We start from the raw sequence: 12862 nt of genomic DNA on the forward strand, positions 1-12862 counted from the left end.
TCTCATCGGCAACCGGCAGTCGGCCGAAGTATCAAGTGACGGGCCAGGGAGGGCCTTCACCAGCCAAAAGACGTACCAAGGACGGATGTCGTGATCCTCGTAACCCGCATCAATGGCGCCGTGTTCGCTCTGAACCCGGACCTGGTCGAGCGCGTCGACTGCACGCCCGACACGGTCGTCACCCTGGTGGACGGCACCAAATACATCATCGCCGAGTCCGTGCCCGAGTTCATCGACTCGGTGCGCCACTACCGCGCCTCTCTGATCGCTCAGGCCAGCCGCCTGGAGTCGGAGCCCGCAGCCCACTCCTCGTCCTCTTCCGATGACGAACTCGACGCCAAGGTGCTCCCGCTGCACCGGAAGGAACACTGATGGACCTCGCTAGCATCATCGGTGTTCTCGCCGGCCTGGTAATCGTCTTCACCGTCCAGATCCTGGAGGGCGGCTCACCCGCCTCCATCATCCTGCTTCCCTCGATGCTCCTGGTGTTCGGCGGCGCCTTCTGCGCCGCGATGGCCGGCGGTGTCATGAAGGACTCCGGCGGCTTCGTCACCCAGCTCAAGAAGGCCTTCACCAGCAAGGTCACCCCGCCGGCCCAGCTCCTCGACAGCGTGGTGAAGCTGGCCGAGCGGGCCCGCCGCGAGGGTCTGCTGGCTCTTGAGGACGCGGTCAAGACGGTCGAGCACCCCTTCCTCAAGCGGGGCCTGCAGCTCGCCATCGACGGCACCGACCCGGACGAGCTGCACGACATCCTGCACGCCGAGGTCGCCGCCAAGAAGAAGGCCGACAAGGCCGGCATGAAGTTCTTCGAGAACATGGGTGGCTACGCCCCGACGATCGGCATCATCGGCACGGTCATGGGCCTGGTTCACGTCCTCGAGAACCTGGACCAGCCCGAGACGCTCGGCCACTCGATCGCCGCCGCGTTCGTCGCGACCCTCTGGGGCGTGCTCAGCGCGAACATCATCTTCCTGCCGATGGCGGCCCGGCTCGGCCGGCTCAGCGCCATCGAGGCCGAGGAGATGGAGCTGGTCATCGACGGTGTCCTGGCCATCCAGGCGGGCTCGAACCCGCGTCTGGTCGCCCAGAAGCTCCGCAGCCTGCTTCCGCCGGACGAGTTGAAGAAGGCCGAATCGGCCGCGACGAACAAGAAGGCGGCTTGATCTAGATGAGTTCTGGCGGGGGCGGCAAGCGTAAACAGAAGCACGAGGAGCACGAGGAGCACGTCAATCACGAGCGCTGGCTCGTGTCGTACGCCGACATGCTGACCCTGCTGTTCGTTCTCTTCGTCGTGCTCTTCTCGATGAGTGACGTGAACCAGAAGAAGTTCGCCCAGTTGGCCGCCGGTCTCTCGGCCGGGTTCGGCGCTCCGACCGCCGTCTTCCAGGGGCAGACGGCGCCACTGGACGGTGCGTCCAACAACGCTCAGGTGGTGCAGATCGACCCGGGCTCCAACCCCGGCGACGGCAGCTCGGGCACCGAGGGCCTCAACCAGAAGCAGAAGGAAGCGGTCGAGCGGGCGATCCAGGCCGAGGACCGCAAGAAGGCTTCGGCCAACGCGGAGAAGGCGGCCAAGGAGGCCGAGGACCTGAAGGCCATCGAGCGGAAGATCGCCGACGCGCTGGCGGCGCAGAAGCTGCTCGACAGCGCCCGGTTCACGATCGACCAGCGCGGCCTGGTGGTCACCATCGTGACCAACGAGGTGGTCTTCGCCGGCAACCGGGCGGAGCTGCAGCAGGGCGGCGAGAAGATCCTGAGCGCGATCTCCCCGACGCTGGCGGCACTGCCGAACAGCATCGAGGTCGACGGTCACACCAACCAGCTCAAGGCGAAGACGACGTACTACCCGAGCGGCTGGGAACTGTCCGCGGCCCGGGCCTCGACCACGGTCCGGTACTTCACCGACCAGGGCATCCCGAAGAAGCGGCTCAGTGCGGTCGGGTTCTCCGACACCAAGCCGCTGATCGACCCGAAGGACCCGCGCTCGATCACCCAGAACCGCCGGGTGGACGTGGTCGTCCTGACCCAGCTCACCGCTGAGCAGGCGGCGCTGCTGCCTTCGGCGGCCGGCGCGGACAGCAAGCTGCACACCGGCCAGACCACGGCCCAGCACGAGGCCGAGATCAAGGCCGCGACCGCGACACCCACCACCACCACCACCACACACAACTGATACTGAGGGGGATTTTCTGATGGCTGATGAGAAGGACACGGCTGCCGAGGCGCCGAAGAAGTCGAACAAGATGCTGATGATCATCATCGCCCTCTCGCTGGTGGTGCTGGGCGGCGGCGGGGCCGGAGCGTTCTTCATGCTCCGCGGCGACACGGCCTCGGCGGCCGAGGAGGCGCCGGTCAAGGGCATCATCACCGCGGCCGAGAACGCCCTCACGGTGAACCTGGCCGAAGGCCACTACCTGAAGCTCGGCTTCGCCCTCCAGCAGACCGAGGACTCCGGTGAGGAAGCGGTCGACCTGAGCGAGGCGTACGAGCTGGCGATCGACGAGTACACCGGCCGCTCGATCGCCGAACTCTCCACCGAGGAGGGCCGCACGAAGATCAAGGAACAGCTGGTGGCCAAGCTGATCGAGGCTTACACCAAGGACGACAAGAAGATGGTCATGGACATCTACTACACCTCGTTCGTCACCCAGTAAGGCACGGCGCCGGGCGGGTCTCCTCACGGGAGACCCGCCCATCGGCACGAGAACTGGATGAAAACGGCTCCAGGGCTCAGCGGTTCGGTAACCGAGCCGATGAGGACGACGTGACCACCGCTCAGCGATCCCCCGGCAGGATGTCACGTCGAGGCCAAGGCGGGGGCCCGGCGCCGTACGACTTCCGTCGCCCCATCAAACTCTCCCGCGAACACGTCCGCACGCTGCAGATCGCCTTCGAGACCTACGCGCGCAGCTGCGGGACCCTGCTGACCACCCGGCTCCGGGTGGTCAGCAACGTCTCACTGATCTCCATCGAGCAGCTCAACTACGACGAGTACGTGGCGGCGCTGGCCAACCCGACGATCATCGCGGTGGTCACCCTCGACCCGCTGCCCGGCTCGGTCCTGCTGGAGATCGCGCAGTCCGCGGTGATGACCGCGATCGACCACATGCTCGGTGGCCCCGGCGGCACCCAGCCGGAACGGCCGCTGACCGAGGTGGAGATGCCGCTGCTGCGCGGCCTGATCGAGCGGATGCTGGGCGAGCTGCGCTACGGCTTCGAGAGCATGGTGGACCTCACGCCGAAGCTCAAGGAGATCGAGTACAACGCCCAGTTCCTGCGCGCCCACGCGCCCGGTGACGCGGTGGTGGTGGCCTCGCTCGAAACCAAGATCGGCGCCGAGGAGTGCGTCTCCACCATCTGCCTGCCGTTCAACACCATCCTGCCGGTGCTGTCACGGACCGAGGCGATCGTGCTGAGCGCGGCCGAGAGGCAGGCGCGGGACACCTCCCTGCGGAACCTGACCGCCGGACTTTCCGCCGCTCCGATCGACGTAGCAGTGCGATTCCAGCCCATTCGGATGCGTACCGATGACATCGTGGATCTGCGCCCCGGTGACGTCGTCCCGCTGGGACATCAGACCAGCCGGCCGCTCGAGGTGACCGTCAACGACATCGTTTTCGCTCATGCAGTGCCCGGTAATCAGGGCGCCCGGCTCGCATGTCTCGTCGTGCCGTCGCCCAACGAGAGCTCGTCCAAGGAGTCTGGCCGCCCATGACAGCGCCCACCATGACCGCGCCTCAGCTCGCGCTCGCCCGGAACGCCGCCGAGGCCGCGCTGGCCGTCCTGCCCACCAGCCGTGCCCTGGTGGCAGCCGACCCGGTCGTACCGGACGCCGGGACGGTGATCGAGGGTCAGGCGATCACGGCGAGGTTCACCGGTGCCGCCTCCGGTGAGGTCGTCGTGGTGGTCGGCCAGGATCTGGCGGACGCCCTCCGGGAGAGCCCGCTCGGCGAGCTGGATCTCACCGCCGCGGTCCGTCCGGCGCTGGAGGCCGCCGCCCGGGTCTTCGGCCCCGTGGTGCTCGACCCCGGCCAGCTGATGGAACCCGAGGTCGCGCTCAGCGCGCTCGCCACGAAGGAGGGCGCCGTCGCGGTTCCGCTGCGCGACGAGGTGGCGGTGCGGGCCGTGGTCGGCCTCGCCCTGAGCCAGTGGCCGGGCGATGACCAGGGCGCGCTGAACGTCTCCCAGCGGTCGACGCCGGCCCGCGCGGCCGGCGGTGGCCGGGGCGGCCTGGACATGCTGCACGACGTCGAGATGGAGGTCTCCGCCGAGCTCGGACGGACCAGGATGAGCGTGCGCGAGTTGCTATCGCTCACCCCCGGCGCCATCGTCGAGCTGGACCGGGCCGCGGGCAGCCCCGCCGACCTGCTGGTCAACGGCCGGCTGATCGCTCGCGGCGAGGTCGTCGTGGTGGACGAGAACTTCGGTATCCGGATCACCGAGATCGTCTCCCCGGGCGTGGAGTAACGGTCTTGATCCCGCTCACCTTCCGCGTCTTCTTGGCCCTCCTGATCGTCCTGCTGTTGATGTGGGGGCTCGCCAGGATGGTGCGCCGGCCCTACGCCGCCCGCCGGGTCGGGCCGCTGGCGGTTCTCACCCGCCAGCAGTTGAGCCGCGGCTCAGCGGTGGCCGTCGTCCGGGTGGCGGATCGGGCGCTGGTGCTCGGGATCACCGAACAGCAGGTCAGCCTCCTCGGGGAGGCCGACATCGACGCCTTCGAGACGGAGCCGGAGGAGCACCGCGACCACCTCGAGGTCGAGGCGGACGCCTCCGGACTGCACGCGAAGCTTCCGGACCGGCATCCGCTGAGCCTCGGAGGCCGTCTGGACGGGTCGTTGCTCTCGCCGCGTACCTGGGTCTCGACGATCGACTTCCTGCGAGAGCGAACGACGAGGCGGTAGTGCCATGACCCACCGCACCGAACAGCACGGAGTTCGACCGACGAGCGATCTCGCCGGTGCGGGCCGCAGGGGGATGGCCGGGACGGCGCTGTGGCGCAACCTGCCGCTGTTGTTGCTGCTCGCGCCCGCGGTGACCGGGCTGGCTTTGGTGCTGCTGCCGACGGTCGCCGCGGCGGCGCCGGCGCCGCCCTCACCGCCGAGCATCGACATCCAGATCAACGGTACGAACCCCGACGGCAGCCGCCCGGCCTCCTCACTCGTGATCCTCCTGGGCCTGACGATGCTGTCGGTGGCGCCGGCGCTGCTGCTGCTCTGCACGTGTTTCACCAAGGTCTTCATGGTCCTCGGCATCACCCGCAACGCGCTGGGACTGACCAGCATGCCACCCAACCAGGTGCTCGCCGGCCTGGCGCTGTTCCTGAGCATGTTCATCATGGGCCCGACCCTCTCGTCCATCAACGACCAGGGCGTACAGCCCTATCTGAAGGGCGACAAGAACCAGACGCAGGCGTTCAAGGACGGCGTCCAGCCGCTGCGGGAGTTCATGTCCGGCGTGACCCGTCCCGACGAGGTCGCCCTGCTGACCAAGGTGGCGGGTCAGGAGAAGCCGGCCAACATCGACGAGGTCCCGCTGACCACGCTGATCCCGGCGTTCGTCCTCTCCGAGCTGCGGGCCGCGTTCATCATCGGGTTCGTCATCTTCATCCCGTTCCTGATCATCGACCTCGTGGTGTCGGCGTCGCTGATGTCGCTGGGCATGATGATGCTGCCGCCGGTGACCATCGCCCTGCCGTTCAAACTGCTGCTGTTCGTGCTGGTCAACGGGTGGGGCCTGATCATCACGGCGCTGGTCGGCTCGTACTGAGACGATGAATCACGACATCGCCATCGCGGAGTTCCTGGCAATCATGCTGGGAGCGGTGCGCACCGGCGCGTGGATGATGCTCTGCCCTCCGTTCAACTCCCGGTTCATCCCGGCGCAGGTGAAGGCGCTGCTCTCGGTCGGCCTGACGCTGCCGATGGCGCCGTACCTGACCAAGACCGTCCCGTCCCTGGAGACCAAGGACCTGATCTTCAGCGTCGCTCTCCAGGTGTTCGTCGGCGCCGGGCTCGGCTTCCTCACCGCGCTGCTCTTCGCCGCCCTGCAGGCGGCGGGCGACCTGCTCGACCTGTTCAGCGGCTTCACCCTGGCGTCGACGTACGACCCGTTCTCGCAGAGCAGCAGCTCGATCTTCGGCCGGTTCTACAACCTGGTGGCGCTCACCCTGCTCTTCGCCAGTGACGGGCATCAGTTGATCCTGCGCGGCTTCCTGCAGAGCTTCCGGACCCTGCCGCTGGACGCCACGTTCTCGGCGGAGACGTTCAGCCGCCTTCTGCTCAGGGGTGTCGGCGAGATGTTCATGTCGGCGGTCCAGATCGCCGGGCCGCTGATCGGTGTGCTGTTCCTCGCCGACGTGGCGCTGGGCCTGCTGAACCGGGTGGCGCCCGCGCTGAACGCGTTCCAGCTGGGTTTCCCTATCAAGATCTTCCTGCTGGTGGCTCTCTCCGGGACCGCGATCGCGCTGCTGCCGTCGGTGCTGGACACGCTGGTCGACAAGGCGGTCACCGTGGTGGTCCGGCTCAGCGGCGGCTGACCCGGGCCGAACGGGCCTGGTAGGAGCCGACCGCGAGGAGGTGAGGCATGTCCGGCGAGAAGACTGAGGAACCGACTCAACAAAAGCTCAAGAAGGCCAAGGAAGAGGGCCAGATCGGGCGGAGCCAGGACATCGGCGCCTGGGTCGGCATGCTCGCCGCGAGCGTCATGCTGCCACGGACCCTGCAGCAGGCCATGGAGCACGCGCAGACTCTGATGGAGAAGATCCCCGAGACGATCGTCGATCCGGACCCTGGCAAGGCGCTGGCCATCTTCCGGGAGGCGCTGTTCAGCGCGGCCTGGGCGGTGCTGCCGCTCGCGCTGACCATGATGGCCGTCGGCATCGTCGCGGCCGGGGCGCAGGGTGGCATCCGGGTGGCCACCAAGCTCTTCATCCCCAAGTTCAAGCGGCTCAACCCGTTCTCCGGCCTCAAGCGCATGTTCGGCGGGCAGGCGCTCTGGGAGGGCGCCAAGGCCCTGATCAAGACGACCGTGCTGGGCGCGGTCCTCTACCTGACCATGCAGGACATCGTCCCGGTTCTGATGACCGCCGGTCAGCTGCCGCTCGTCACCCTGCTCGGGACCATCAGCGACGCCGCGATCCAGCTGATCCGGGCCGCCGCGGCGGCCGGCATCGTGATGGCCGCGGCCGACTACTTCGTGGTTCGCCGCCGCACCCAGAAGCAGCTGCGGATGAGCAAGGAGGAGGTCAAGCAGGAGTACAAGAACACCGAGGGCGACCCGCACGTCAAGGCCCACATCCGGGCCAAGCAGATGGCCATGGCCCGGAACCGGCAGATGGCCGACGTGCCGACCGCGGACGTGGTGGTGGTCAACCCGGTGCACATCGCTGTCGCGCTGCGGTACGAGCCGGAGAAGGGCGCGCCGCGGGTGGTGGCGAAGGGCCAGGGCGCGATGGCCGCGAAGATCCGTGATCTCGCCACCGAGAACCGGATCCCGATGGTTCAGGACGTGCCGCTGGCTCGGGCGCTGAACAAGGACTGCGAGGTGGGACAGGAGATCCCGGCGAACTTCTTCGCCGCGGTGGCGAAGGTGCTGGCGTTCGTGATGAGCCTGAAGGCACGCGGTGCGGCGGCCGGTTTGCACCGCAACCCGAACCCGACCCCAGCCATGACGTAACCACCAAATCCGGAGATTTCCTCACATCGCGGTGCAAGAGCAGGGAAGATCGGTGCGTGGCGGTGCCACAGCGGCCTCAGTGACGGCGAAGGATCGCCGAACAGAACAACGCCAGGAAGGCGACGGCGGGGCTCGGATGGCCATCGGACTGCCCACGCTCGGAAGGTGCCGTGAAGAAGCAGAGCATCGGCAAATTCGCCGTACCCATCGGGGTCGTCGGCATCATCCTCATGATGGTCGTCCCCTTGCCGACCTTCCTCCTCGACCTGTTCATCGCCATCAACATCACCGCCGCTCTGCTCGTTCTGTTGATCTCCATGTTCGTGCAGAAGCCGCTCGACTTCGCGGTCTTTCCGGCTCTGCTGCTGGTGATGACCCTGTTCCGGCTCGCCCTGAACATCAGCGCGACCCGTCTGGTGCTGCGTGACGGTGACGCCGGCAAGGTGATCCACGCGTTCGGCAGCTTCGTCGTCGGTGGCAACCTGGTCATCGGTCTGGTGATCTTCTCGATCCTGGTGATCGTCCAGATGATCGTGGTCACCAAGGGCGCCGAGCGGGTCGCCGAAGTGGGCGCCCGGTTCACCCTCGACGCCATGCCCGGCAAGCAGATGGCGATCGACGCCGACCTCAACGCCGGCCTCATCGACGACGCCCAGGCGAAGGTCCGTCGCGCCGAGGTGGCCGCCGAGGCCGACTTCTACGGCGCCATGGACGGTGGCTCCAAGTTCGTCAAGGGCGACGCGATCGCCGCCATCATCATCACCATCATCAACCTGGTCGGCGGCTTCGCGATCGGCGTCGCGCAGGCCGGCATGGCCCCGGCCGACGCGATGAACCACTACAGCATGCTGAGCATCGGCGACGGCCTCGTCTCGCAGATCCCCGCGCTGCTGCTGTCGGTCGCCACCGGTCTGATCGTCACCCGCTCGGCCACCTCCGGTGACATGGGGCAGACCGTCACCACCCAGTTGAGCCAGAACAAGCTCGCGCTGCGCATCGGCGGCGGCGCCGCCATCGCCCTCTGCATCATCCCCGGCCTGCCCAAGCTGCCCTTCCTGATCGTCGGCGGCGCGGTCCTCTTCATCGCGCAACGGGTGAAGGAACCGGTGCCCGAGGTCGTCGACAAGGGCGCGGCCGCCGCGGCCGAAGCGGTCGACATGCCGGCGCCGGACTCGCCGGAACAACTGCTCGGCGAGATGCGGATCGACCCGCTGGAGCTGGCGCTCGCGCCCGACCTGGTCGACCTCGTCGACCCGGGCAGCGGCGATCTGCTCGACCGGGTCCGCGCTCTGCGCCGCAAGATGGCCATGGAACTCGGTGTGATCATGCCGCCGGTCCGCACCCGGGACGACCTCGACCTGCCGCTCTCGTCGTACGCGATCCGGATCTCCGGGGTCGATGCCGGCGCCGGCCAGGCGCCGCCGGGCACCGTGCTCGCCATCGGCGAGGGTCTACAGGCGCTTCCCGGCCGGGCCGGGGTCGAGCCGGTCTTCGGGCTGGCCGGCAAGTGGGTCCCCGCCGAGTTGCACTACCAGGCCGAGATCTCCGGCGCCACGGTCGTCGACCGGGCCTCGGTGATCATCACGCACCTGGCCGAGATCGTCCGGACCAACGCGAGCCGCCTCCTCGGCCGCGAGGACGTCCGCGCCCTCAGCGAGATGGTCAAGCGCACCCACCCGGTGGTGGTGGAGGAACTGACGCCGGCGCTGCTGAGCCTCGGCCAGATCCAGAAGGTGCTGCAGGCTCTGCTCGACGAGGGCGTGCCGATCCGCGACCTGGTCCGGATCTTCGAGTCGCTATCGCTGCGGGCCAAGGTCTCGGTCGACAACGACAGCCTGGTCGAGGCGGCGCGCAGTGCCCTCGGCCCGGCCATCGCCGCCCAGTACGCGACCGCCGGCCGGCTCACCGTGATCACGCTTGACCCGATGCTCGAGCAGGGACTGCTCGAATCACTGCGGCCGAGCGACACCGGCGCCTTCATGGCGATCGACGGCATGCGTGCCGAGGCGATCGTCAGCGAGACCAGCCGGATTGCCGAAGCCGGCGAGCAGCAGGGCCTGAACCCGGTCCTGGCCTGCTCACCACAGCTGCGGCTGCCACTGATGCGACTGCTGCGAGCCGGCTCTCGCCGGGTTCAGGTGCTGTCGTACAGCGAAATCTCTGGTTCCACCGCACAGATCGAGACGATAGGGGTGGTGAACGGTGCCTACGCGGGTGCTGCTTGAGGGGCCGGCCATCGAGCCGTTGCTGGATCAGGTTCGTGACGAGTACGGCTCGAGCGTCCGGATCATTTCCGCCGACAAGGTACGAAGTGGTGGCATCGGGGGCTTCTTCGCGAAGCAGCACTACGAGGTCTCCGTCGAGGTACCGGATTCTACCGAGGACAGTGATGACATGGCGCAACAGACCGTTGCCGGTAACAGCGCACAGAACTTCGACCGCCTGCTCGAACAGGCCGAAGCCCAGGACCGGGTGACCGCCGACCGGCCGCCGGCCATCGAGCGGCACGCGCGGCAGGACAGCCGGAGCGCGGGCATCGGCGACACCGGAGCCGCCTTCGCCGAACTGATGGCGGGACTGGACGTCGCCGGCCACCTGGGCGAAGGGAGCCACGGCCGGCCGGCCCGCTCCCGGCCACCGGAGAACAGGCCACCGGAGAACCGGCCACCCGACGACCGGGACGAGCCACCCACGGTGCGCCCGTTCCGCCCGGCGGCCGCCACCGGCTCGGCGGTCAACGCCGGCCAGCGGCCGCTGCCCGCGGCACTGCCCACCGTGCCGAGCTTCCCCGACCGGCCGGCCGCCGCACGGGAACGGGAGTCGACGGAACCCCGGGAGACCATGACGCCGATCCGGGCGGCCACCACCGCGTCCCGGCCGGTCTCCCCGGCGCCGTTCCGGACCGGCGAACCCACGCCCGCGCCGCCGCGCGCCGCGTTCGCCCCGGCCCCCTCCCCGGCGCCGATACGGTCCGCGGCCGAGGTGTTCGGGCTCGACGAGTCCGCCGTCGCGGCTCCGGCTCCCGCCGCGGCTCCACCGGCCCCCGGCGAACTGGATCCGGTGCAGCGGAACCTGATGCTGGTCGGGATGCCCGAGGAGATGGCCCGCAAGATCACCGGTGGGGACACGTACGCGGGGGTGCTCAGCGTGCTCGCCGCCCGCCCGGCCGCCCCCGGCATCCCGGACAGCGCCGGGGAGATCCTGGTGCTGGCCGGCGAGGTGCACACCGCCGTCCCGGTCGCCAAGCAGATCCTGGAACAGTTGCACGTCGACCAGACCCACCTGCTGCTGGCCGCGCCCTCCACCGCGGGCACCGGGCTGCACTCGTCCCGGCTCATCTCCAGCCGCGGCTCGGCCGAGTCACGGGCGGAGAAGCTGCAGAGCTCCGAGCACCCGTGGGTGGTGGTGATCGACGCCCCGGTCGGCGGGACCGATCCGTTCTGGGTCAACGACATGTGCGACGCGCTCGGCGCCACCGCCCTGTGGGCCGTCGTCGACGCCACCCGCAAGACCGCGGACACCGCCCGGCACCTGCGCAATCTCGGCGACGTCGAGGCGCTCGTGGTGCACAGCGTGGAACTGACCGCGGACCCGGCGTCGGTGCTCGGCCTGGACGTGCCGATCTTCTCGCTGGACGGCAAGCCGGCCACCCCGCACGCGTGGGCCGCGATGCTCTGCGCGCGGATCGCGGCCGAGGTGATGCCGCTGGCGGTCATGCCACGCCGGGTCACCCGTTCCGGCCGCCGCTGACCGGTGCCCAGCCGATGATCAAGCCGTCGGTTCTGCTGTTCGCGCTGCTGATCAGCGCGCCGGCGTGGTACCGCCTGCTCCTCGACGAGGTCGAGCTGATCCAGGTGCTGATCCGGTTCCTCATCGCCGTGCCGATCGCCGCCCTGCTCCTGGCCGGGCTCCGGTTCGTCCTCGCCGGATACCAGAAGGCGGGCGAGGAGCCGGCGACCCTGGTGACGCCTGAGCCGTACGACAACTCGTCGGGATCGGGACGGTCGTCCTGACCGGCCGATGCCAGCCCTGTCACCGTCGCGGGGCCGCGCAAAGAGAGGGCCGGCGACGGTCGTTCCGTCAGGCCTGAACGTCGATCCGGCCGGCGCCGGGATCGACCCGGCGGGTGGTGACCGGGGCCGGCTCGTCACCGACGTCCGGGCCGTTCCGGGAGCCGCCGTCGGATCGGCGGCCCAGCGCGTCGGCGAACTGCTGCTGCCGGGCCTGCTGCTGGGCGTTGCCCTGCCGCAGGTCGAGCGAGCAGTTGTTGAAGCCGGCGTTCTCCAGTTCCTGGCGCAACTCGTCGAGTGACGACCGCAGCGCCTCGGCGCCGGCCTCGGTCGCGCCGGAGAGCTGCACCGTGATGTCGCCGTTGCGGATCTCCGCCACCACCTGCACCGGGCCGAGGTCGACCGGATGCAGATGCACGGTCAGCCGGTGCACCCCGTCCGCGTCCAGCTTGAGCGGGACGATCCGGGTGGCGAGCTGTGCCGCCGGCGGAGCCGGGGTGGACGGAGCCGGTGGGGCGGCCGCCGGCGCCTCGGCGATCGGCGCGGCGGGCGCGGCGGCCTGTGGCCCGGTCATGCCCGGGAGCCCGGCGGCGGGCGCCGGTGCGCCGGCCGTCTCGGCTCCCGCGGCCGGGGGCAGACCCGTGGGGAAACCGGCCGCGGTCTCCGGTGCGGCCTGACCGGCGCCGTCACCCTGCCCGGCCTGGCCGCCCTGACCCGCGGAGCCCTGGCCCGCCGAGCCCTGTCCGGTGGACCCCTGGTCCGGTGTGGTGGGCGGGGCCACGTCAGCCGCCGGGGCAGCGCCGGCGGTGGGGTCCACGGCGGTCGTGGTGGACGCCGCGGTCGCTTCCTGAGCCACCGGTGCGGCGGGCTGCCCGGTGGCCTCCGCGGCGCGCAGGCTCTCCGGCCGGAGGACGGCGGCGGCCTCCGGGCCGGTGGGCGGCGCCGCTGCGGGCGTAGCGGCGGCTGCGGCCTGCGGAGCTGTGGCGGTGGGGCCCGCGGTGGGCTGGCCCGCGGTGGGCTGGCCCGGGGTGGTGAGCTGGGCCGCAGCGCCGGTGGCGGCCGGAGCGCCGGGCTGCGCGGCCTGGCCGGTGGCGGTCGGCGCCCCGGCGCCGACCGTGGGCTGAGCAGGTGCACCGCTGCCGGGCTGGACCGCCGGCACCGTGCCGGTCTGCGGGGCC

The 12862-nt window shown here is 69.7% G+C and carries 14 protein-coding genes; 13 read left to right on the plus strand and 1 reads right to left on the minus strand.

Annotated elements, in window-relative coordinates; translation table 11 throughout:
* Positions 1 to 90: 90 nt before the first annotated feature.
* From QLQ12_RS35565 to QLQ12_RS35625, 13 genes are all read left to right on the plus strand, one after another.
* A complete protein-coding gene (locus QLQ12_RS35565; protein WP_282765191.1) occupies positions 91 to 372 on the plus strand; it encodes a flagellar FlbD family protein in 282 nt (93 codons plus the stop codon).
* Positions 372 to 1163 carry a flagellar motor protein gene (locus tag QLQ12_RS35570; protein WP_282765192.1) on the plus strand — a complete coding sequence of 264 codons (792 nt, stop codon included), beginning with the start codon at positions 372 to 374 and terminating at the stop codon, positions 1161 to 1163. The genes QLQ12_RS35565 and QLQ12_RS35570 overlap by 1 nt, the downstream gene beginning before the upstream one ends.
* A 5-nt stretch (positions 1164 to 1168) precedes the next feature.
* On the plus strand, positions 1169 to 2173 hold the full coding sequence (locus tag QLQ12_RS35575) for an OmpA/MotB family protein (RefSeq protein WP_282765193.1): 1005 nt from the start codon (positions 1169 to 1171) through the stop codon (positions 2171 to 2173).
* A 19-nt stretch (positions 2174 to 2192) separates the two neighbouring features.
* Positions 2193 to 2654 (plus strand): flagellar basal body-associated FliL family protein, encoded by a 462-nt coding sequence (locus tag QLQ12_RS35580; RefSeq protein WP_282765194.1) that lies wholly within the window; start codon positions 2193 to 2195, stop codon positions 2652 to 2654.
* Positions 2655 to 2764: 110 nt separating this feature from the next.
* Positions 2765 to 3715: a flagellar motor switch protein FliM gene (locus QLQ12_RS35585; protein WP_282765195.1), complete on the plus strand. Its 951-nt coding sequence runs from the start codon at positions 2765 to 2767 to the stop codon at positions 3713 to 3715.
* Positions 3712 to 4467, plus strand: a complete 756-nt coding sequence (gene fliN / locus QLQ12_RS35590) for a flagellar motor switch protein FliN (RefSeq protein ID WP_282765196.1) — start codon at positions 3712 to 3714, stop codon at positions 4465 to 4467. Before QLQ12_RS35585 ends, fliN begins: the two co-directional genes overlap by 4 nt.
* Positions 4468 to 4472: 5 nt before the next feature.
* The gene (locus QLQ12_RS35595) at positions 4473 to 4901 is read left to right on the plus strand and encodes a flagellar biosynthetic protein FliO (protein WP_282765197.1); all 429 of its coding nucleotides are present in this window, start codon (positions 4473 to 4475) and stop codon (positions 4899 to 4901) included.
* Between the two features lie 4 nt (positions 4902 to 4905).
* The gene (gene fliP / locus QLQ12_RS35600) at positions 4906 to 5766 is read left to right on the plus strand and encodes a flagellar type III secretion system pore protein FliP (RefSeq protein ID WP_282765198.1); all 861 of its coding nucleotides are present in this window, start codon (positions 4906 to 4908) and stop codon (positions 5764 to 5766) included.
* Positions 5767 to 5770: 4 nt separating this feature from the next.
* A complete protein-coding gene (gene fliR, locus QLQ12_RS35605; protein ID WP_282765199.1) occupies positions 5771 to 6535 on the plus strand; it encodes a flagellar biosynthetic protein FliR in 765 nt (254 codons plus the stop codon).
* A 47-nt stretch (positions 6536 to 6582) separates the two neighbouring features.
* Positions 6583 to 7674 carry an EscU/YscU/HrcU family type III secretion system export apparatus switch protein gene (locus QLQ12_RS35610; RefSeq protein WP_282765200.1) on the plus strand — a complete coding sequence of 364 codons (1092 nt, stop codon included), beginning with the start codon at positions 6583 to 6585 and terminating at the stop codon, positions 7672 to 7674.
* Positions 7675 to 7844: 170 nt separating this feature from the next.
* Positions 7845 to 9899, plus strand: a complete 2055-nt coding sequence (locus QLQ12_RS35615; RefSeq protein ID WP_282765201.1) for a flagellar biosynthesis protein FlhA — start codon at positions 7845 to 7847, stop codon at positions 9897 to 9899.
* The gene (locus QLQ12_RS35620) at positions 9877 to 11424 is read left to right on the plus strand and encodes a hypothetical protein (protein WP_282765202.1); all 1548 of its coding nucleotides are present in this window, start codon (positions 9877 to 9879) and stop codon (positions 11422 to 11424) included. Before QLQ12_RS35615 ends, QLQ12_RS35620 begins: the two co-directional genes overlap by 23 nt.
* Before the next feature lie 14 nt (positions 11425 to 11438).
* Positions 11439 to 11687 (plus strand): hypothetical protein, encoded by a 249-nt coding sequence (locus QLQ12_RS35625; protein WP_282765203.1) that lies wholly within the window; start codon positions 11439 to 11441, stop codon positions 11685 to 11687.
* Between the two features lie 67 nt (positions 11688 to 11754).
* Here QLQ12_RS35625 and QLQ12_RS35630 read toward each other — a convergent pair.
* On the minus strand, positions 11755 to 12862 hold a 1108-nt coding region (locus QLQ12_RS35630), incomplete at its 5' end, for a flagellar hook-length control protein FliK (RefSeq protein WP_282765204.1).

The organism is Actinoplanes sandaracinus (assembly GCF_030009775.1).
GTDB lineage: Bacteria > Actinomycetota > Actinomycetes > Mycobacteriales > Micromonosporaceae > Actinoplanes > Actinoplanes sandaracinus.

What these genes read in the sequence shown, in the direction of transcription:
- fliR (WP_282765199.1), top strand. Translation starts at nt 5,771, where the DNA reads ATGAATCACGACATCGCCATCGCGGAGTTCCTGGCAATCATGCTGGGA.
- QLQ12_RS35580 (WP_282765194.1), top strand. Translation starts at nt 2,193, where the DNA reads ATGGCTGATGAGAAGGACACGGCTGCCGAGGCGCCGAAGAAGTCGAAC.
- QLQ12_RS35625 (WP_282765203.1), top strand. Translation starts at nt 11,439, where the DNA reads ATGATCAAGCCGTCGGTTCTGCTGTTCGCGCTGCTGATCAGCGCGCCG.
- QLQ12_RS35575 (WP_282765193.1), top strand. Translation starts at nt 1,169, where the DNA reads ATGAGTTCTGGCGGGGGCGGCAAGCGTAAACAGAAGCACGAGGAGCAC.
- QLQ12_RS35610 (WP_282765200.1), top strand. Translation starts at nt 6,583, where the DNA reads ATGTCCGGCGAGAAGACTGAGGAACCGACTCAACAAAAGCTCAAGAAG.
- QLQ12_RS35570 (WP_282765192.1), top strand. Translation starts at nt 372, where the DNA reads ATGGACCTCGCTAGCATCATCGGTGTTCTCGCCGGCCTGGTAATCGTC.
- fliN (WP_282765196.1), top strand. Translation starts at nt 3,712, where the DNA reads ATGACAGCGCCCACCATGACCGCGCCTCAGCTCGCGCTCGCCCGGAAC.
- fliP (WP_282765198.1), top strand. Translation starts at nt 4,906, where the DNA reads ATGACCCACCGCACCGAACAGCACGGAGTTCGACCGACGAGCGATCTC.